Source organism: Chelatococcus sp. GCM10030263, from assembly GCF_042666455.1.
GTDB lineage: Bacteria > Pseudomonadota > Alphaproteobacteria > Rhizobiales > Beijerinckiaceae > Chelatococcus.
Genome location: NZ_JBHTDB010000002.1, coordinates 464,294 through 484,716, shown reverse-complemented (window position 1 = coordinate 484,716; position 20,423 = coordinate 464,294). Strand labels below are relative to the sequence as shown.

16 protein-coding genes are annotated in these 20,423 nt (G+C 66.1%); 7 read left to right on the top strand and 9 right to left on the bottom strand.

Annotated features, from left to right (window positions below):
- The first annotated feature begins 14 nt into the window (after nucleotides 1-14).
- Complete coding sequence (locus tag ACFQU1_RS02175; RefSeq protein WP_378128763.1) at nucleotides 15-1,454, top strand: sodium:proton antiporter; 1,440 nt, start codon at nucleotides 15-17, stop codon at nucleotides 1,452-1,454.
- Nucleotides 1,455-1,495: 41 nt separating this feature from the next.
- Here the strand turns inward: ACFQU1_RS02175 and gyrB are convergent, their stop codons facing one another.
- From gyrB to mutM, 8 genes are all read right to left on the bottom strand, one after another.
- Nucleotides 1,496-3,922, bottom strand: a complete 2,427-nt coding sequence (gyrB, locus tag ACFQU1_RS02170) for a DNA topoisomerase (ATP-hydrolyzing) subunit B (protein WP_378128761.1) — start codon at nucleotides 3,920-3,922, stop codon at nucleotides 1,496-1,498.
- 130 nt (nucleotides 3,923-4,052) lie between these two features.
- The gene (locus ACFQU1_RS02165; RefSeq protein WP_378128759.1) at nucleotides 4,053-4,679 is read right to left on the bottom strand and encodes a LysE family translocator; all 627 of its coding nucleotides are present in this window, start codon (nucleotides 4,677-4,679) and stop codon (nucleotides 4,053-4,055) included.
- A gap of 42 nt (nucleotides 4,680-4,721) precedes the next feature.
- Nucleotides 4,722-5,705, bottom strand: coding sequence for a DUF817 domain-containing protein (locus ACFQU1_RS02160; RefSeq protein ID WP_378128757.1), 984 nt, complete (start codon nucleotides 5,703-5,705; stop codon nucleotides 4,722-4,724).
- Nucleotides 5,702-6,829: a DNA replication/repair protein RecF gene (gene recF, locus ACFQU1_RS02155; protein WP_378129728.1), complete on the bottom strand. Its 1,128-nt coding sequence runs from the start codon at nucleotides 6,827-6,829 to the stop codon at nucleotides 5,702-5,704. The genes ACFQU1_RS02160 and recF overlap by 4 nt, the downstream gene beginning before the upstream one ends.
- 81 nt (nucleotides 6,830-6,910) lie before the next feature.
- Nucleotides 6,911-8,032: a DNA polymerase III subunit beta gene (dnaN, locus tag ACFQU1_RS02150; protein ID WP_378128755.1), complete on the bottom strand. Its 1,122-nt coding sequence runs from the start codon at nucleotides 8,030-8,032 to the stop codon at nucleotides 6,911-6,913.
- Nucleotides 8,033-8,286: 254 nt separating this feature from the next.
- Nucleotides 8,287-9,849, bottom strand: a complete 1,563-nt coding sequence (gene dnaA, locus ACFQU1_RS02145) for a chromosomal replication initiator protein DnaA (RefSeq protein WP_378128753.1) — start codon at nucleotides 9,847-9,849, stop codon at nucleotides 8,287-8,289.
- 852 nt (nucleotides 9,850-10,701) lie between these two features.
- Nucleotides 10,702-10,968 (bottom strand): 30S ribosomal protein S20, encoded by a 267-nt coding sequence (gene rpsT / locus ACFQU1_RS02140; protein ID WP_378128751.1) that lies wholly within the window; start codon nucleotides 10,966-10,968, stop codon nucleotides 10,702-10,704.
- 224 nt (nucleotides 10,969-11,192) lie between these two features.
- A complete protein-coding gene (mutM, locus tag ACFQU1_RS02135) occupies nucleotides 11,193-12,074 on the bottom strand; it encodes a bifunctional DNA-formamidopyrimidine glycosylase/DNA-(apurinic or apyrimidinic site) lyase (protein ID WP_378128749.1) in 882 nt (293 codons plus the stop codon).
- A gap of 145 nt (nucleotides 12,075-12,219) precedes the next feature.
- Between mutM and ubiE the strand changes: the two genes are divergently transcribed.
- The 6 genes from ubiE (at nucleotide 12,220) to cysK (ending at nucleotide 17,942) form a co-directional block, all read left to right on the top strand.
- A complete protein-coding gene (ubiE, locus tag ACFQU1_RS02130; RefSeq protein ID WP_378128747.1) occupies nucleotides 12,220-12,975 on the top strand; it encodes a bifunctional demethylmenaquinone methyltransferase/2-methoxy-6-polyprenyl-1,4-benzoquinol methylase UbiE in 756 nt (251 codons plus the stop codon).
- A 46-nt stretch (nucleotides 12,976-13,021) separates the two neighbouring features.
- On the top strand, nucleotides 13,022-14,590 hold the full coding sequence (gene ubiB, locus ACFQU1_RS02125; RefSeq protein ID WP_378129726.1) for a 2-polyprenylphenol 6-hydroxylase: 1,569 nt from the start codon (nucleotides 13,022-13,024) through the stop codon (nucleotides 14,588-14,590).
- A 95-nt stretch (nucleotides 14,591-14,685) separates the two neighbouring features.
- Nucleotides 14,686-15,897 carry a bifunctional phosphopantothenoylcysteine decarboxylase/phosphopantothenate--cysteine ligase CoaBC gene (gene coaBC, locus ACFQU1_RS02120; RefSeq protein WP_378128745.1) on the top strand — a complete coding sequence of 404 codons (1,212 nt, stop codon included), beginning with the start codon at nucleotides 14,686-14,688 and terminating at the stop codon, nucleotides 15,895-15,897.
- 34 nt (nucleotides 15,898-15,931) lie between these two features.
- Entirely contained in the window at nucleotides 15,932-16,384 is a 453-nt protein-coding gene (gene dut, locus ACFQU1_RS02115) for a dUTP diphosphatase (RefSeq protein WP_378128743.1), read from the top strand.
- Between the two features lie 30 nt (nucleotides 16,385-16,414).
- Nucleotides 16,415-16,867 carry an RrF2 family transcriptional regulator gene (locus ACFQU1_RS02110; protein ID WP_378128741.1) on the top strand — a complete coding sequence of 151 codons (453 nt, stop codon included), beginning with the start codon at nucleotides 16,415-16,417 and terminating at the stop codon, nucleotides 16,865-16,867.
- A 91-nt stretch (nucleotides 16,868-16,958) separates the two neighbouring features.
- Complete coding sequence (gene cysK, locus ACFQU1_RS02105; protein WP_378128739.1) at nucleotides 16,959-17,942, top strand: cysteine synthase A; 984 nt, start codon at nucleotides 16,959-16,961, stop codon at nucleotides 17,940-17,942.
- A gap of 132 nt (nucleotides 17,943-18,074) precedes the next feature.
- On the opposite strand, the gene pnp is transcribed toward cysK, so the two are convergent.
- Entirely contained in the window at nucleotides 18,075-20,213 is a 2,139-nt protein-coding gene (pnp, locus tag ACFQU1_RS02100) for a polyribonucleotide nucleotidyltransferase (protein ID WP_378128737.1), read from the bottom strand.
- Nucleotides 20,214-20,423: the final 210 nt, after the last annotated feature.

Sequence of the window (20,423 nt, the reverse complement as noted above, 5' to 3'; positions counted from 1 at the left end):
CACCACTGGGCCCAATGAACGAACAGAAGGGAGCCGCCTTGCTACGAGCCTCGATCGCCGCCGCCCTCCTCATCGCGCTCATGCTCGCGCCGTCACACGCCAGCGCAGCCGAACTCGACGGCGCCACCTTGAGTCCCACCTGGGCCCTGCCCTTTGTCGGCATCCTCCTGTCGATCGCGCTCGGGCCGCTCCTCTTTCACCAGCTTTGGGAGCATCATTATGGCAAGATCGCATTCGGCTGGGGCCTCCTGACGGCCCTGCCGCTCGCCATCCTGCTCGGCGGCGATGTGGCGCTGCAGGCGCTGCTCCACGCCTTCTTCATCGAATATCTGCCTTTCATCGCGCTGCTTCTGGCGCTCTTCACCTGCGCCGGGGGCATTCTCGTGCGCGGCAACCTGCATGGCAGCCCGGAGACGAATACGCTGATCCTCGGCATCGGCACGCTGCTGGCGAGCGTCGTCGGCACGACCGGCGCATCGATGGTGCTCATCCGCCCGCTGCTGCGCGCCAATGACGACCGCCGCTACAATGTGCATATCGTCGTCTTCTTCATTTTCCTGGTGTCGAACATCGGCGGCTCGCTGACGCCGCTGGGCGATCCGCCACTGTTCCTCGGCTTCCTGCGCGGCGTCGACTTCTTCTGGACGACCGAGCATCTCTTGCCGGAGACCTGCTTGCTGGCGGCCGTCCTGCTCATGCTCTTCTATGGCCTGGATCGCTACCTCTACAAACGCGAAGGCGCCAAACGCCCGGTGCACGATCCCACACCGGACAGCCGCCTCGGCATCAAGGGCCTCGTGAATATCGCGCTGATCGGCGTCGTCATTGCCGCCGTGCTCATGAGCGCGGCGTGGAAGCCGGGCATCGCCTTCACGTTGCCGGGCGCAACGATCGAGCTGCAGAACCTCGTGCGCGATCTCATCTTCTTCGCGGTCGCGGGCGCTTCGCTGGCGCTCACCGGCTCGGGCATTCGCAACGCCAACGGCTTCAACTGGGGACCGATCGCCGAGGTCGCCAAGCTGTTTGCCGCGATCTTCACCTGCATGATCCCGGTGCTGGCGATGCTGAAGGCCGGGCCGGAGGGCGCCTTCGCCCCGCTCGTCCAACTGGTGACCGCGCCGACCGGCGAGCCCGTCCCCGCCGCCTATTTCTGGATGACCGGCATCCTGTCGTCGTTTCTCGACAATGCGCCGACCTATCTCGTGTTCTTCGAGCTTGCCGGCGGCGATCCCCAGCATCTGATGACCGAGGGCTTTCTCACGCTCACGGCGATTTCGGCCGGCGCCGTCTTCATGGGCGCCAACAGCTATATCGGCAATGCGCCGAACTTCATGGTCTATGCGATTGCCCGCCACCGCGGCATCAAGATGCCGAGCTTCTTCGGCTATATGCTGTGGTCGGGCGGCATTCTTTTGCCGCTCTTCGCGATCCTGACGGTGCTGTTCTATCTGTAAGTGAACCGCCGAGCGGCGCCGTCCTCGTCGGACGGCGCCGATTACACGTCCAGATTGGCGACGTTCAAGGCATTCGCCTGGATGAATTCACGGCGCGGCTCGACCACATCGCCCATCAGCTTGACGAAGATGTCGTCGGCGTCGGCCACTTCCTTCACCTTCACCTGCAGCAGCGTGCGGTTGTCGCGGTCGAGGGTGGTTTCCCAGAGCTGTTCGGCATTCATCTCGCCGAGGCCCTTATAGCGCTGGAGATGGATGCCCTTGCGGCCCGCCGCCATGACGACGTCGAGAAGCGTGAGCGGCCCGTCGACCGGCGTTTCCTCGCCCTTGCGGACGAAGACGGACGGCTTGGCATAGACCTCCTGCAGGCTCGCGGCCCGCTCGTCGAGCCGACGCGCCTCCGAAGAAGCAAGCAGCGACGCATCGAGGCTCGCCACCTGCTTGACGCCGCGCACCACGCGGGTGAGCACGAAGCCGCCGGCCTCGGCGCGCCCTTCCCAGCCGCGCTCCGTCTCCTCGGCCATGGCGTCGAGCCGGCGCGCGATATAGGCGGCGGCTTCGCCCGCAAGTTCCGGCTCCTCGGCGGTCTGCGGCCGCAAGGCGCCGGCGATCGCCGCCTGCTCCACGACCGACCGGTCGTAGCGGGTATGGAGGTTCTTCAGGACGTGGCGGACAATGCGAGCCTCGTTGACGATGGCCCTGAGATCGAGCCCTGCGCGTTCCTCGCCCTCGGCCAAGCGCAGCACCGCCCCGTCGAGCCCGCCTTCGATGAGATAATCCTCAAGCGCGCGCTCGTCCTTGAGATACTGCTGCGACTTGCCGCGCGTGACCCGGTAGAGCGGCGGCTGGGCGATGAAGAGATGGCCGCGCTCGATGAGCTCCGGCATCTGCCGGAAGAAGAAGGTCAGGAGCAGGGTGCGGATGTGGCTGCCGTCCACGTCCGCGTCAGTCATGATGATGATCTTGTGGTAGCGCAGCTTCTCGATATTGAAGTCTTCGCGGCCGATGCCGGTGCCGAGCGCGGTGATCAGCGTGCCGATCTGCTCGGACGACAGCATCTTGTCGAAGCGGGCGCGCTCGACATTGAGGATCTTGCCGCGCAGCGGAAGCACCGCCTGGTATTCGCGCTTGCGGCCCTGCTTGGCGGAGCCGCCGGCCGAGTCGCCCTCGACGATGAAGAGCTCGGCCTTGGCGGGATCACGCTCCTGGCAGTCGGCGAGCTTGCCCGGCAGGGAGGCGATGTCGAGCGCCCCCTTGCGGCGGGTGAGCTCACGCGCCTTGCGCGCCGCCTCGCGGGCGGCGGCGGCCTCGACGACCTTGCCGATGACCGTCTTGGCGTCGGCGGGATTTTCCTCGAGCCAGGTGGACAGCGCCTCGTTGATGACGCTCTCGACCACCGGCCGAACCTCGGAGGAGACGAGCTTGTCCTTGGTCTGAGACGAGAACTTCGGATCCGGCACCTTGACGGAGATGATCGCGGTCAGCCCCTCACGGCAGTCGTCGCCGGTGATGCCCACCTTTTCGCGCTTGGTCGCGCCCGAGGATTCCGCATAGCCCGTGATCTGCCGGGTCAGCGACGCGCGGAAGCCGGCGAGATGCTGGCCGCCGTCGCGCTGCGGAATGTTGTTGGTGAAGGGCAGGACATTCTCGTGGTAGCTGTCGTTCCACCACAGCGCCACCTCGACGCCGATGCCGTCGCGCTCGCCGCGGATGACGATGGGCTTGGAGAGAAGCGCCGTCTTGGTGCGGTCGAGATAGCGCACGAAGGCCTCGACGCCGCCCTCGTAATGCAGCTCCTCGACCTTGCGCTCGGCATGGCGGTTGTCGGTGAGGATGATCCGCACGCCGGAATTCAGGAAGGCGAGCTCGCGCAGCCGGTGCTCCAGCGTCGCATAATCGAACTCGATCATGGTGAAGGTCTCGGGCGAAGGCAGGAAGGTGACCTCCGTGCCCCGCTTGTCGCGCGCCTCGCCCACCACCGCCAACGGCACCACGGCGACGCCGTTGCGGAATTCGATGGCGTGCTCCCGGCCGCTGCGCCAGATCCTCAGCTTGAGCCAGGTCGACAGGGCATTCACGACGGAGACGCCGACGCCGTGCAGACCGCCGGAGACCTTGTAGGAATTCTGGTCGAACTTACCGCCGGCATGCAGCTGGGTCATGATGACCTCGGCCGCGGAAATGCCCTCGCCCTGGTGGATGTCCGTCGGGATGCCGCGCCCGTTGTCGGTCACGGTGACGGAGCCGTCGGCATTCAGCGTGACCGTGACGAGATCGGCATGGCCGGCAAGCGCCTCGTCGATGGCGTTGTCCACGACCTCATAGACCATGTGGTGCAGGCCCGAGCCGTCGTCGGTGTCGCCGATATACATGCCGGGGCGCTTGCGGACGGCATCGAGCCCTTTGAGCACCTTGATGGAATCGGCGCCATAGGTGTCTTCGGTCACGTCGCGGGCGGGTTCGGCCATCAGGTCAGGTCCAATCGGGAAAAGAACTCATATCTGCCGGACGGCAGAGATTGATTCGACAGCATTAATTTAATCACTCAGGTCGCGTTTTTCACGCCCGCAGGCCCACTTTTCCGCCGAGAATGCGGCTTTATCGCGTTGCAACGGCGACAGCGGCACCCGCCATCACGATACCGGAGCCGCGATTGACGATCTTGACCGCCCGCGGGCTCGACAAGAGTCGGCGAATGCGGGCCGCGACAAGGACATAGCCGCTGAAGACGGCCGTCAGAATCGCGACGATCACAGCCGCGAGCTCGGCGAAGGCGAGCGCATGCACGCTCGCGAGGTCGAGGATGTTCGGGAGCAGCGCCAGGTAGAACATCATCGTCTTCGGATTGCCCATGGTCAGCGCCAAGCCGCCGGCAAAGCCACGCCAGCCGGCATCGCGCGGCACGGCCGAGGCAGCGGCCGGATCGACGATGGCCGGCGCACGCCACAGCTTGACCGCAAGCCACAGGAGATAGGCCGCGCCCACATAGCGGATGACGAGAAAGAGCTCGTGAAAGGCCTCTGCCAGGACGGCCAGGCCGAGCACCGCGGCGGCGAGCCAAACCACGTCGCCCAGGATGAGGCCGGCGAGGAACGGCCCGATCCCCCGCGCGCCGCGCGCCAGAACGCGGGCGAGGATCGCCGCGACCGCCGGACCGGGCGAGGCAGCGGCGACGGCGAGCACGCCGGCGAAGAGGACGAGGTTCACCGCATCGAGTCCGGACATGAATGCGTGGCTCCTCAATGGCCGATGGGCTGGTCGACGGCCTTAAACGTCAAAACCAGTCCACGCGCGGGCATTCCTAGCAGAGAGCGGCGCGGACGCGAAGGGCGCCTGCGGCTCGCCCAACGCGGGCGCCGGCTGCGGATCATCACCGGCGGGCTCGATCGCCTCGGGCGGCTGCGGCGGATGGATGATGGTGACGAGCACGAAGCTGATGATCAGGAGCAGGAACCACGATCCCATCTTCGCAAGGGACACCCATTGCCACGGTCGTTGGCCCGGATAGGACCAGGTGCCGGTAGCCGTGCCGATATTCTCGCCGACCCAGATGAAGACGGATGTCAGAAAGCAGGCGAGGAGGAGCGGCATCCAGCGGCGCCTGTCATCGACGGTGAAATAGATCCGGCAGCGCCCATAAAGGCCGAAAGCCGCCGCGAAGAGGCCATAGCGCAGATCCATCACATAATGATGGGCGTAGAAATTCACGTAGATCAGAACCGCCAGCACGGCCGTCGTCCAGAACGGCGGATAGTGCGAGAACCGCATGTCGAAGAGGCGGATGACGCGGACCATGTAGCTGCCGACGCTCGCATACATGAAGCCGGTGAAAAGCGGGACATGGCCGATGCGCAGCCAGGCCGCCTCCGGATAGGTCCAGCTGCCCACATGGGTCTTGAAGAGTTCCATCGCCGTGCCGACGACGTGGAAGAGGAAGATGATCTTGGCTTCCTCCCATGCCTCGAGCTTCAGGACGATGAAGGCGAGTTGCACGGCGATGGCGGCGGCGAACAACCCATCATAGCGGTGGAGCGGCCAATCCTCCTGCCAGACGAGCTTGGTGGCGATGATGAGGGCGAGCAGGATGCCGCCGAAGAGGCTCGCCCAGGCTTGTTTGAAGCCGAAGATGAGGAACTCGCTGAGCCCCCTCGGCAGGCCCGACAGGAGCCGGCGCAGATGCTGGTGAGCCCTGCCCAGCCATGGCGCATAATGGTCGGGATGCCCGACGGGCCGCTCATCGGGATGTTTCACGCCACAGCCGCTCCATGCCGCACCGCATGTCCCGGCGTTACCAGAAAGCAGGCGGCAGCGCGTGGCAGATCGGCGAAAAGAGCAGGATCGGCGCCCGTCATCCAGACTTGGCAGCCGAGGGCATCGAGCGCCTGGTAGAGCGCGGCGCGACGGCGTGGATCGAGATGGGCGGCGACCTCGTCCATGAGAACGATCGGCGCGATGCCACTCATGCTGGCGACAAGCCGGGCATGGGCGAGAACGAGTCCGATCAGCAGCGCCTTCTGCTCGCCGGTGGAACATTGGTCCACCGGGATATCCTTGGCGCGGTGGCGAACCACGAGATCGCTCGCCTGCGGTCCGATGAGCGTGCGGCCGGCCGCCCGATCGCGCCCGCGCCCGTCGCGCAGGATGGCGCGGTAGCGGTCCTCCACTTCGACCGCCGCCATCGTGCCGACCATGGCCTCGATCTCTCCCTCGAGCCTCACCTCCGCGGAGGGAAAAGGCGAGGCATCGTCGCGGGTCGCCTCGATCAGGGCGGATAGGCGCGCCACGGTCTCGGCGCGCGCGGCGGCGACCGCCACGGCAAGCTCGGCGAGCTCCCGTTCGATGGCATCGAGCCAGGCGCGATGGGGCGCATCTTCCGCCAGAAGGCGGTTGCGCCCGCGCATCGCCTTCTCGAAGGCATTGACCCGGCTGCCGTGCGACGCGTCGACCGCGAGCACGAGCCGGTCGAGAAAGCGACGACGGTCGCCCGCCGGCCCGGCGAAGAGCCCGTCGAGCGCCGGCGTCAGCCAGACCACGCGCAGATATTCGGCAAAGGCGGACGAGGAGGACACCGTCACGCCGTCGATGCGGCATTTGCGGCCGCCGGTGCCCTCGGGCGAAGCCGGCTCATAGCCGGTGCCGAGGCGCGTCTCGCCGTTGAGGCCTTGCAGCGTCGCCGCGACCGCAAAACCGCCGCTGCCGCCCTGGCGGGCGAGCTCGCCGAATTCGGCCCGCCGCAAGCCGCGGCCGGGCGCAAGCAGCGACAGCGCTTCCATGAGATTGGTCTTGCCGACGCCGTTGTCTCCGACCAACGCCACGAGCGGCGCCTCGCCCAGGGCGAGGTCGAGCGCCGCATAGCTGCGGAAGTCGGTGAGCATCAGGCGCGTGACGCGCGGAGCCGTCGCACGCTCCAAACGAGCCGTCCTTGCAATCGTCGCCGGGCCCGAGCGCGCCGTCGACTAGACCCGCATGGGCATCAGCACATAAAGGGCAGTTGCCCCCTCGCGGTCCTGCACCAGCGTGGGCGAGCCCGCATCGGCGAGCTTGAACAGGGCCGTATCGCCGTCCAGCTGCCCGGTGATGTCGAGCAGGTAGCGCGCATTGAAGCCGATGTCGAGGGCAGGCGCGTCATACTCGACCTCGAGCTCTTCCGTCGCGCTGCCGGAGTCCGGGTTCGTCACGGAGAGCACCAGGCGGCCATCGCTCAAGGCGAGCTTCACGGCTCGGCCGCGCTCCGAAGAGATCGTGGACACGCGGTCCACCGCCGCGCTGAAGAGGTCGCGATCGACGACGAGCAGCTTGTCGTTGCCGGCCGGAATCACCCGCTGGTAATCGGGGAAGGTGCCGTCGATCAATTTGGAGGTGAGCACCACCGGCCCGATGGCGAACCTCACCTTGGCCGGCGAGAGCTCCACCATGACCTCGGCATCGAGGCCATCGACGAGCTTCTGTATCTCCGCGACGGCCTTGCGCGGCAGGATGACGCCGGGCATGCCGGCGGAGCCCTTAGGCGCGGGCACATCGACGCGCGCGAGGCGGTGGCCATCGGTGGCGACGGCTCTCAGCACCATCTCGCCCGCCGCGCCCTCGGCGGCGTGCATGAAGATGCCGTTGAGATAGTAGCGCGTCTCCTCGGTGGAGATGGCGAATTGCGTCTTGTCGATGAGGCGCTTGAGCTCCCCGGCGGGCAGGGAAAAGCGGTGCGGCAGCTCGCCGGCGGCGAGATCCGGAAAATCGCTTTCCGGGAGGGCTTGCAGATTGAAACGCGAACGGCCGGAGCGGATCAGCATCTGCGTGCCGTCGCCGGTCGTTTCCAGCGATACCTGGGCGCCGTCGGGCAGCTTGCGCACGATGTCGTAGATGACATGGGCAGGGACGGTTGTGGCGCCTTCGGCTTCGACATCGGCGGCGAGCGTTTCCGTGACCTCGAGGTCGAGATCGGTCGCCTTCAGCGCAAGCTCGCCAGCCGTGCCGCGCAACAGCACGTTGGACAGAATGGGAATGGTGGTGCGCCGTTCGACGACGCGATGAACATGACCGAGCGACTTCAACAGCGTCGCCCGTTCGACGGTGACCTTCATCGAACGTTCCGCTTCTCTCGTTACGATCGCCGGGCGGCGACCACGCCAACCCATCGGCAGATCGGGCAGGCACAATGCCGCCTCGTCACCGCTTTCGCAAGTCGGGTTTTTCGTTGAAGCGGCGGCATTGCAGCGGAGGGCGAGGAGGCTCTGCCGACCGGCCGCCGCGCAACGCCCACGAGACCTGCGACGGCCAACGGCCGGGGCGGTAGCGGATGGATCGCTACGCTGCCCCCGCTAACTCCGGTTGCCGATTATTCCTGGAGCATGCGCTTCAGGAGTTCGACTTCCTCGTTCAGGACCGTGTCCTCGCCCACGGCCTTTTCGATCTTGCGGACGGCGTGCAGCACGGTGGTGTGGTCGCGCCCGCCGAAGCGTCGGCCGATCTCCGGCAGGGAGCGGAGCGTCAGGATCTTCGAGAGATACATGGCGATCTGGCGCGGCTTCACCACGGCGGCCGTGCGCCGCTCGGACAGGATGTCGCTGCGCGAGACATTGTAGCGGCTGGCGACCAGCTTCTGGATATCCTCGATCTTGACGCGCTTCGGATCCTTGGTGCGCACGAGATCGCGGATCGCCGCCTCCGCCGTCTCCAGCGACATCTCGGAGCCGGACAGGGTGGAATGGGCGAGGAGGCGATTGACGGCGCCGTCGAGATCGCGGCCATTGGTGGTGATGACACGCGCCACATAAGCGACCACGGCGGGCGGCACCATGAAGGCCGGATGCACGTTGCGGACGGCATTGATGCGCGCCATCAGAATGCGGCTGCGCAATTCCTCGTCGAGTGCGGCCATCTCGACGACGAGCCCGCCCGCCAGCCGCGAGCAGACGCGCTCGTCGAGCGACTCGAGATCGGACGGCGGCCGGTCCGCCGCGACCACGATCTGCCGGCCGGCATCGAGAAGCGCGTTGATGGTATGGCCGAACTCCTGCTGGATCGACTTGCCCTGCAGGAACTGCACATCGTCGATGACGAGGAGATCGATGCCTCTCAGCTTCTCCTTGAAGGCGAGCGCCGTCTGCGCCTTCAAGGCGGCGACGAAGCCGTACATGAAGCGATCGGCGGTGAGATAGATGACGCGCTTGCCGTGCCGCTGCGCGTCATGCGCCACGGCCTGGATCAGATGCGTCTTGCCGAGCCCGACGCCGGCATGGATGTAGAGCGGATTATAGAGCGGGGTCGCGCCGTCATCACGGGCGACGCGCTCGGCCGCCGCATGGGCGAGCGCATTCGATCGGCCGACGATGAAGGCTTCGAAGGTGAGCCGGCTGTCCAGGGGATTGCCGGTCAGATCCGAGGCCTCGCCGCGTGTCTGGGCAGCCCGCGACGGCGCCTTTTCCGGCGCGAGCGGCAATGCATTGAGCTCGGCGAAGCCCTCGCGGGTCGGCGCGGGTCGCGCCGGCTCTGCCGGCCGCTGCAGGACGGCCTGCTCACGCGGCACGGCGCCGCGCACGGAGAGCGCCAGCCGGGTCACATCCGCGCATTCGGCCCGGAACAGGGTGAGGACACGGTCCGCATAGTGGGACTCGATCCAGCTCTTGAGAAAGCGCGTGGGAACGGTGAGACGCGCCACGCCTTCGCAGACGCTGTCGAGCTCGAGACGGCCGAACCAGCTGGTGAAGACATCCTCGCCAAGCTCGACCCGGAGGCGACGCCGAACGCGGGACCACGGCTCGCCGAAGGGCGCGGCGCCGCTTCCGGCCGCCGTCTTGGCGATGGCGGCGGGCAGCCCATCCGAGGAACGAGGTATCGCGCCCTTGTCGAGGCTTCCGCGTTCAACGGCGAGTTTCGCGCCTTCGTTCGCCTTATACATCCGCTCCAGCTCCGCTTTCTTTTTCTATCCGCTCGCGCCCCGAGCGCAAAACCATCCCGACGCCGCAACGAGCGTTGCGTCGTTTCTACGCACACACAACAAACCTAAGCCGCGCCCGCCTCCCGACAGGGTACGCAACAACAGGCCTGCGAGAACTCTGACGAGATAAACTAGATCAACGGGAACTGATGTGCAGATAAAATAAATTAACCGACACGAACGCATTACTGAACGCGTTTGATCTGCACCGGTGCTTATCCAAGCGCCCAATAAACCTGGGCCACCCCACAATGGATAAGGTGGCCGAAGTGTTATTGAACAGACAAGATTGCACCGCCCCCTCCTGACAAAGAGGTTGAATTCTTCCGATTTCCCGATGAAGGCTTGGGGCGACAGCCCCAAGGTGATCCGACACTACGACACCCCGTCGGGCCGGCGCAACACATCAAACAGTTGTGGACACCGCAAAGCGCACCCACAACCGAATTGCATCTGCCGCACAATCTCTGGCACGCAGAGTAAGAGCTTGTCCCCCCTCAGTTTTTCATATGCTCCAGGCCAAGCTCGGCCGCGACTGCCGCGAGGCTTTTTGCGATGCGATGTGCAAGTCCGCCACAGTCCGGCGAGGGGGGATTCGCGACCGCTCACACCCTTTGCCCGCTAAGGATCTGTTCTGACGTGGTTTTGTCTGCGCGGTTGAGGGGGGCTCGAATGGCTCCGCCGAAGGTTCGAAGCGAAGCGCTTGTCAAGAGCAAAAGACAAGCATGCTGCGCCGCCGCGAGCGTATTCCTTCCAAGAGCCATAAAAAAAGCCCGGCAGAGCCGGGCCTTTTGAAACATCTGCAAGCATCGTTCAGGCAGACAGTGCCTTGATGCGGTGAGCAAGACGCGCCACTTTCCGTGAAGCGGTATTCTTATGCAAGACTCCACTCTGCGCAGCCCGCATCAATTCGGGCTCAGCAGAATGAAGTGCTGCGACCGCGGCGGCCTTATCACCGCTGCCAATGGCCTCTTCGACCTTGCGGACGAAGGTGCGCACGCGACTTTTACGCGCCTTATTCACAGCCGTGCGGCGCGCGATCTTGCGCACCGCCTTTTTGGCCGACGTGGTGTTGGCCATGGTATCCTCTCGTCATCCCGATCAGCGCCGCACGGCCGTAAGGACCGGGCGATCGGGATCGGCTTTCTGGTGAACGGGTTATCGGGGCAGTGCGTAAGCACCGCCCGTCCTGAGCGCCGGCTTATAAGTCCTCCCGCGGCAAGCGTCAACGCTCGTCGTGCATTCTTCTCGCGCCGAGCGGCTTTTCTCGCCGAAAGAGCGCGCATGACGGCCTACAGGCCGGCTCAGCGTTGGCATGACCGGCAGTAGAAGGTCGACCGGCCCGCCTGGACGAGGCGCGTGATGGTGCCGCGGCAGTTCGGCGTCGGACAGGGCGCATGCTCGCGGTCATAAACGCGGAAGCCGTGCTGGAAATAGCCGAGGGAACCGTTCGGCTGGGCATAGTCGCGGAGCGTCGACCCTCCGGCCGCCACGGCCTCCGCGAGAACCTCACGGATGGCGATCGCAAGGCGCCGCGCGCCTTCGGTCGGGCGCCCGGTGGCCGTGGCGAGCGAGCCGGCTCGCCGCGTCGGCGACAGCCGCGCCCGGTGCAGGGCCTCGCAGACATAGATATTGCCAAGCCCGGCGATGAGGCGCTGGTCCATCAGCGCCGCCTTCAGAGGCGCCGCACGCCCGGCCATGAGCTGCGCGAGGCGATCCGCGTCGAGTTCGTTGCCGAGCGGCTCGATGCCGAGCTTGGCCATGAGGGGATGCACGCCAAGCTCGGTGCGCGGCACGAGTACCATGAAGCCGAAGCGACGCGTGTCGTTATAAGTCACCGTCGCGCCGCTCGAGAGATGAAAGACCACATGGTCATGCCGCCGGTCCTGCCCGGCATCCTGATGGTAGCTGCCTGGCGTGACCCCACTGCCATTCATCTCGATCAGGAAGCGGCCGCTCATGCCGAGATGCATGACGAGCACCTCTCCATCGTCGAGATCGACCAGGAGATATTTGGCGCGGCGACCGAGCCCGGCGACCACCCGGCCGGCCAGCCGCTCGGCGAAACGCTCGGGAAAGGGAAAACGCAGGTCGGCCCGGCGTTGCTCCACTTTGACGAGGGCCGCACCCAGCATCACGGGCTCGAGGCCGCGCCGTACGGTTTCGACTTCAGGCAGTTCCGGCATCGCTCGCCAAACAGTCCTTATCTATATGCTATCGGGCAGCTGCGACCATCAGCGCAGATGCCGCCGAGATAGCAAGTCGCAGGAGCGCGCGCTATGGTCGCGCGCTTCGGCGACCATAGCGACGGACAGAAGGACGCGAGAGCACGTGACCCCGGCGAATGACTCCACGCATTTCGGCTTCTCGGAGGTGCCGCTCGGCGAAAAGCAGACGCTCGTCAACGACGTGTTCCACAAGGTGGCACGGCGCTACGACCTGATGAACGACCTGATGTCGGGCGGCTTGCATCGCGTCTGGAAGAATGCGCTCGTCTCGCAGCTGAGGCCGCCGAGCGACCGGCCCTTCGCCCATCTCGACGTCGCCGGCGGCACCGCGGACGTCGCTTTCCGCGTGCTGGAAGCCGGCGGGCCGGCAACCCGGGTGACGGTGCTCGACATCAACGACGCCATGCTCGAGGTCGGCCGCGCGCGGGCGGGTGATCGCTACGGCGACCGCATTGCCTTCACCGCCGGCAATGCCGAGGCGCTCCCTTTTCCGGATGCGAGTTTCGACGCCTATACGGTGGTGTTCGGCATCCGCAATGTGCCGCGCATCGAGACCGCCCTCGCCGAGGCCTTCCGCATCTTGAAGCGTGGCGGTCGGTTTCTCTGCCTGGAATTCAGCCATGTCGACGTGCCCGGTGCCGACGCGCTTTACGAGGCCTATTCCTTTAATGTTATTCCCGCGCTCGGCCGCGTGGTGACGGGCGAAGCCGAGCCTTATCGCTATCTGGTCGAGTCCATCCGCCGGTTTCCGACGCCCCATGCCTTTTCCGCCATGCTGGAGGACGCGGGCTTCGGGGCGGTGAGCCACCGCCCCATGACGCTCGGGGTCGTCGCCCTTCATTCGGCATGGAAGCTTTGATGCGGCTTTTCTGGGACGGCCCGGCCGCTCGAGGTGCGGCAAGATGGTGATCTCCGGCATCTGGCACATGCTGTCCTTCGCTCGCGTCGGCTTCGTGCTGGCGCGCGAGGGAGCTTTCGGCCTGTTCGATCAGTCGCTGCTGCCGCCTGCCGCGCGGCTCGGGGTGCGGCTGGCGCGCCTCATCGAGCGGCGCGGACGCGCCGACGGGGCCGAACGGCTCGCCGCGGCGCTTACGCGCCTCGGCCCGTCCTACGTCAAATTCGGCCAGTTCCTGGCGACGCGGCCCGATGTTGTCGGCGTGCGGGTGGCGCGGGATCTGGAGGCGCTGCAGGACAGGATGCCGGCCTTTCCGCGCAAGGAGGCAGTCGCCATCGTCGAGGCCTCTTTCGGCATGCCGGTCGGCGAGATCTTCGAAGAGTTCAGCGAGCCGGTCGCCGCCGCCTCCATCGCCCAGGTGCACCGGGCGCGGCTCGTGCCAATGCGCGGCGGCCGCGAGGTCGCCGTCAAGGTGCTCCGGCCCGGGGTGCGCGAGCGCTTCATGGCCGATCTGTCCGCCATGCGCTTCGGCGCGCGGCTCGCCCAGCGCTTTCTGCCGGACATGCATCGCCTGCGGCCCGTCGAGGTGGTGGAGACGCTGGCCCGCTCCGTCGTTATGGAGATGGACCTGCGCCTCGAGGCGGCCGCCTTGTCGGAACTTGCCGAGAATACCCGGGATGACCCCGATTTCCGCGTGCCGGCGGTGGAATGGGACCTGACGGGCCGTGACGTGCTCGTCAGCGAATGGGTTCATGGCCTCGCGCTCTCGGATCTCGCCGGCATCGAGGCGGCCGGCCACGACCGGGTCGTCGTCGGGCGGGCGGTCATCCAGACCTTCCTGCGCCAGGCGCTACGCGACGGCTTCTTTCACGCCGACATGCATCCGGGCAATCTGTTCGTCGCGCCCGATGGTCGCCTGGTCGCCGTCGATTGCGGCATCATGGGCCGGCTCGGCCTGCGAGAACGCCGTTTCCTTGCGGAGATCCTCTACGGCTTCATCACGCGCGATTACCGGCGCGTGGCGGAGGTGCATTTCGAGGCGGGCTACGTGCCGCACCACCACAGCGTGGACGATTTCGCACAGGCCATCCGGGCGATCGGCGAGCCGATCCACGACCGGCGCGCCGACGAAATTTCCATGGCGAAGCTGCTGACGCTGCTCTTCGAGATCACGGCCCTCTTCGACATGCACACGCGCACCGAGCTCGTGATGCTGCAGAAGACCATGGTGGTGGTGGAGGGCGTGGCGCGCAATCTCGATCCCAAGCTCGACATGTGGTCGACTGCAGACCCTGTGGTGCGGCGCTGGATCGAGGAAAATCTCGGTCCCCTCGGCCGGGTTGCAGATGTCGGGCGCAGCGCCCGCGAGGTGGGCGGCTTTTTCGGTCATCTGCCGGGGCTCTTGACGCGCGGGGAGCGGCTCGTCGACGACCTCGAACGGATGGCGAGGGACGGTGTGCGGCTCGATGCGCCGAGCGTCGAGGCGATCGGCCGGGCCGAGGCGCGCGGCGGGCGCACGGCAGCGGTTGCGCTCTGGGCGATCGTCATCATTCTGGCTATGATCTGGTTTTCACTGTGATTGCGCCCATTGAGCGGAAATCAATTGCGGAACAGGGCTAATTCCGCGCGCTGAATGTGCTACTCCTCTTGATCTGTCGAGTGCGGGAGCTTTCCGTGCAGAAGCGCGTGCTTTTGATCATCGCTGGCGGCATTGCCGCCTATAAGGCGCTCGATCTCATCCGGCGCCTCAAGGAGCGCGGGTATGCCGTGCGCGCCATCCTCACGCGGGCGGGCGCCGAATTCATTACGCCGCTGTCCGTCGCGAGCCTTTCCGGCGAGAAGGCCTACACCGATCTCTTCTCGCTGACCGACGAAGCCGATATCGGCCATATCGCGCTCTCACGGCAGGCCGACCTCCTCGTGGTCGCACCGGCGACCGCCGATATCCTCGCCAAGATGGCCCAAGGCCATGCGGATGATCTTGCCACCACGGCACTGATCGCCACCGACAAGCCCGTGCTCGTGGCGCCCGCCATGAATCCGCGCATGTGGTCCCATCCGGCGACGCGCCGCAATATGGCGCTGCTCGCCGCGGACGGGGTGCGGGTCGTCGGCCCGAATAACGGCAGCATGGCCGAGCGGGGCGAATCCGGCGAGGGCCGGATGGCCGAGCCGCTGGAGATCGTCGCCGCCGTCGAGGCCATGCTCGGTGCCGGCATCTCCCATGATCGGCCGCTGGCCGGCAGGCGCGTTGTCGTGACCTCCGGCCCGACCCACGAGCCGATCGATCCCGTACGCTATATCGCCAATCGGTCCTCCGGGCGCCAGGGCCATGCAATCGCCGCAGCCGCGGCGGAGGCCGGCGCCGAAGTCATATTGGTCTCCGGACCCGCGGCTGTTGCCGACCCGCCCGGCGTCACCACGCGCCATGTCGAGACCGCCGCCGAAATGTTCGCGGCCGTTGAGGCGGCCCTTCCCGCCGACGTCGGCATTTTCGCCGCCGCGGTCGCCGATTGGCGGGTCGCCAGCGAGGCCGGACAGAAGATCAAGAAAGCCGGCGCCTCGCCGAAGCTTGCCTTGGTCGAAAATCCGGACATCCTGGCGACAATCGCTCACCGCCACGAGGGACGCCCGCGGCTCGTCATTGGTTTCGCAGCCGAAACGGAAAACGTTGTCGCGCAGGCCCAGGCGAAGCGCCTGCGTAAGGGCTGCGACTGGATCGTCGCCAATGACGTCAGCCACGCGAGCGGCATCATGGGCGGCGAGAACAACAGCGTGCATCTCGTCACCGCCGATGCGGTGGAGGACTGGCCGCAGATGCCGAAGACGGAGGTTGCGCGCCAACTCGTGGCCCGGATCGCGGCGGCACTGGAGGCCGCCCCATGAGGCGGCCCATCAGGCGCCCCACAAGAGGCTTGCCATGAGCGTTACAGTCGCTGTCCTCCGGCTCCCCCATGCGCAGGACCTGCCGCTGCCGCGCTACGAGACGGCGCATGCCGCCGGCGTCGACCTTCTCGCGGCAAACCCCGAGGACGCGCCGATTGCGCTGGGGCCGGGCAAGCGCGCGCTCATCCCGACCGGGCTCGTGCTGCAGTTGCCGGAGGGCTACGAAGGGCAGGTGCGGCCGCGCTCCGGGCTTGCCCTCAAGCACGGCCTCACGGTCGCCAATGCGCCCGGCACGATCGATGCCGATTATCGCGGCGAGGTCGGCGTTATCCTCGTCAATCTCGGCGAGGCGCCGGTCACGGTGACACGCGGCATGCGCATCGCGCAGCTCGTGGTCGCGCCCGTTGTCCAGGTCACGCTGGAAGAAGTCGACAGGATCGATGAAACAGCACGCGGCGCCGGCGGCTTCGGCTCAACCGGTGCCTGAAAAAAAGTTTCGAAGGAGGAACAATCTGCCATGATTCTGCTGTCCCGGCGCAGCCTCCTGGCCATTGCAGCGGTTGTCGATATCGCCATCCACGCACGCCCGGCACCGGTCGCCGCAAAATTCCTGGCCGCTCGTCACAGCCTGCCGCCACGGCATCTCGAAACCGTCCTGCAGCAGCTCGTGCGGGCCGGCATTCTGAAAGGCGTAAGGGGCCCGCGCGGCGGCTACGAGCTCGCCAAGGAGCGGCGGCGCATCACGGCGGGCGACATCGTGCGCGCCGCAATGACCGACGACGCGGAGGAAAACGGTATGCCGGCGCCGGAATCGGTGCTCGTCGACCGGGTGATCGGCCCAACCGTTCGTGCCGCTGGCGAAGCCTTCCTCGCCAGACTCGACGAAATCACCGTCGAGGACCTCTGCCGCACGGCAGAAAACGAGGCGGTATTCGCCACCGCGCCGATGGTGGGAGATTTTACGATCTAGTCCGTAGGTTTATAATAAACTCGACCACCACATGTAGATCTGGGACATCATAACGAGGGCTGATACCTCGTTCCTTCAGATGGAGAGCGCCATGGCGGACGAAGCCCCAACCACCTCCCCAGCCGGTAAAGCACCCGGCCGTGGGCGGGTCTATGACTCGATCACCGACACCATCGGCGATACGCCCCTGGTCCGGTTGACACGCCTCGCCGAAGAGAAGGGAATTCAGGCCAATCTCCTTGCCAAGCTGGAGTTCTTCAACCCGATCGCCAGCGTGAAGGACCGCATCGGCGTCAGCATGATCGATGCGCTCGAAGCGGAAGGGCTGATCAAGCCGGGCACGACGCTGATCGAGCCCACCTCCGGCAATACCGGCATCGCGCTTGCCTTCGTGGCGGCGGCGCGCGGCTACCGGCTCATCCTCGTCATGCCGGAAACGATGTCCATCGAGCGGCGCAAGATGCTCGCCCTGCTCGGGGCCGAACTCGAACTGACGCCTGGCCCGCAGGGCATGCGCGGCGCGGTGGGGCGCGCGGAGGAGCTCAAGGCCTCCATTCCCGGCTCGGTCATCCCGCAGCAGTTCCGCAATCCCGCCAATCCGGAAATTCACCGCCGCACGACGGCGGAAGAGATCTGGAACGACACGAAGGGCGCGGTCGATATCGTCGTTTCGGGCATCGGCACCGGCGGCACCATCACCGGCGTCGGCCAGGTGCTCAAGCCGCGCAAGCCGTCGCTACGCATGGTCGCCGTAGAGCCGGAAGATTCGCCCGTGCTCTCGGGCGGACAACCCGGTCCGCACAAGATTCAGGGCATCGGCGCGGGCTTCGTGCCGGAGGTTCTCGACCGCTCGATCATCGACGAGGTGGTGACGGTCGGCAATCAGACGGCCTTCGACACGGCCCGGCTTCTGGCGCGGCTCGAAGGCATTCCGGTCGGCATCTCCTCGGGCGCGGCCGTCGCTGCGGCTCTCGAGGTCGGCGCCCGGCCCGATGCGGCCGGCAAGACTATCGTGATCGTCATCCCGGATTTTGCCGAGCGCTATCTCTCGACGGCACTCTTCGAGGGATTGTGAGTCGATTCTCTTGAGGCTCCGCTCGCCCATGCCCTCCCCCTTGCGGGGAGGGATAGGGGTGGCGGGAGGTGCCCGAACAACAAAAAGGCCGGCGTGAGCCGGCCTTTTCGCTTCAATGGAGGGATCGCAGCCTTATTCGGCCGCGCTCTCCGCCTTTTCCTTGGCCTCGAGATCCTCGCCGGTCTCCTGGTCCACCGCCTTCATGGACAGGCGAACCTTGCCGCGCTCGTCGAAGCCGAGCAGCTTCACCTTGACCTTCTGGCCTTCCTTGACAACGTCCGTGACCTTCTGCACGCGCTGCTGCGCGAGCTGGGAGATATGGACGAGACCGTCGCGGGAGCCGAAGAAATTCACGAAGGCGCCGAAATCGGTGGTCTTCACCACCGTGCCCTCGTAGATCGCATTCAGCTCCGGCTCGGCGGCAATACCCTTGATCCAGTTGATCGCGGCGGTGATCGACTTCAAGTCCGAGGAGGCAACCTTGACGGTGCCATCGTCGGCGATGTCGACCTTGGCGCCCGTCTTCTCGACGATCTCGCGGATGACCTTGCCGCCCGAGCCGATGACCTCGCGGATCTTGTCCTGCGGGATCTTGATGGTCTCGATGCGCGGGGCATATTCGCCGAGCTCGGCGCGGGCCGAGGTGAGCGCCTTGGCCATCTCGCCGAGGATATGCAGACGGCCGCCCTTGGCCTGGTCGAGGGCGACCTGCATGATCTCCTCGGTGATGCCGGCGATCTTGATGTCCATCTGCAGGGCCGTGATGCCCTGCTCGGTGCCGGCCACCTTGAAGTCCATGTCGCCGAGGTGGTCCTCGTCGCCCAGGATGTCGGAGAGGACGGCATAGCGCTCGCCCTCCAGGATCAGGCCCATGGCGATGCCGGCAACCGGCCGGCGAAGCGGCACGCCCGCATCCATAAGAGCGAGCGAGGAACCGCAGACCGTCGCCATCGACGACGAGCCGTTCGATTCCGTGATCTCCGACACCACGCGGATGGTGTAGGGGAACTCGTGATGCGGCGGCAGCATCGGATGCACAGAGCGCCAGGCGAGCTTGCCGTGGCCGATCTCGCGGCGCCCGGGCGAGCCCATGCGACCCGTCTCGCCCACGGAATAGGGCGGGAAGTTGTAATGCAGCAGGAAGGTTTCCTTATAGGTGCCTTCCAGCGAATCGACGAACTGCTCGTCGTCCCCGGTGCCGAGGGTCGCTACCACGAGGGCCTGCGTCTCGCCGCGGGTGAACAGCGCCGAGCCGTGCGTGCGCGGCAGAAGACCGACCTCGGCGACGATCGGGCGGACCGTCTTCACATCACGGCCGTCGATGCGGACGCCCGAATCGAGGATGTTCCAGCGCACGATCTTGGCCTGGACTTCCTTGAAGACCGCCTTGACCTGCTCGGTCGAGAAGCGGGCCTCGCCCTCCTCCGGCACGAGAGTGGCCATGACCTTCGCCTTGGCAGCGTCGACCGCGGCGTAGCGATCCTGCTTCTCGACGATCTTGTAGGCGGCGCGCAGATCGTCTTCGGCGATCTCGAGGACGGCCTTCTCGATCTCGGAGAAATCGGGCACGGCGATATCGCGCGGCTCCTTGGCGGCGCGCTCGGCGAGGCGGATGATGGCCTCGATCACCGGCTGGAACGCCTTGTGGCCGAACATCACGGCGCCGAGCATCACGTCCTCGGGAAGCTCCTTGGCTTCCGATTCCACCATCAGCACGGCGTCGTTCGTGCCGGCGACGACGAGGTCGAGATCGGAGGCTTCCTTTTCCGGGATCGACGGGTTGAGCTTGTACTCACCCTTGATATAGCCGACGCGAGCGGCGCCGATCGGTCCCATGAAGGGAGCGCCGGACAGCGTGAGAGCCGCCGAGGCGGCGACCATCGCGACGATGTCCGGATCGTTTTCGAGATCGTGCGTCAGCACGGTCACGATCACCTGGGTGTCACAGCGCCAGCCGTCCATGAACAACGGCCGGATCGGCCGGTCGATCAGGCGGGAGACCAGGGTCTCCTTTTCGGTGGGCCGGCCTTCGCGCTTGAAATAGCCGCCGGGAATGCGGCCAGCCGCATAGGCCTTTTCCTGGTAGTTGACGGTCAGCGGCAGGAAGTCGATGCCGGGCTTCGGCTCCTTGGCTGCCACGACGGTGGCGAGCACCGTCGTCTCGCCATAGGTGGCGAGCACGGCGCCATCGGCCTGACGGGCCATGCGGCCAGTCTCCAGGGTGAGCGTAGCGCCCCCCCAGGTCAGTTCTTCACGTTGAATATCGAACATTGGTCTTCATCTCTCATGGTCTTTGGCCAAATGGCGGATCTTTGGCCAAATGGCGACGGCCGCTCGACGCGACGCCATGAGCAAGACGGCGAGAGGCTCACACGGGTTGGAGAGCATCTGGCGATCCTGCCATGGTCGTCATGCCGGGCCTCGACCGCGGGCGGCATCGGATCGATAGGATCCCAAGCCGGCAACGCGGTTCCTGGTCTT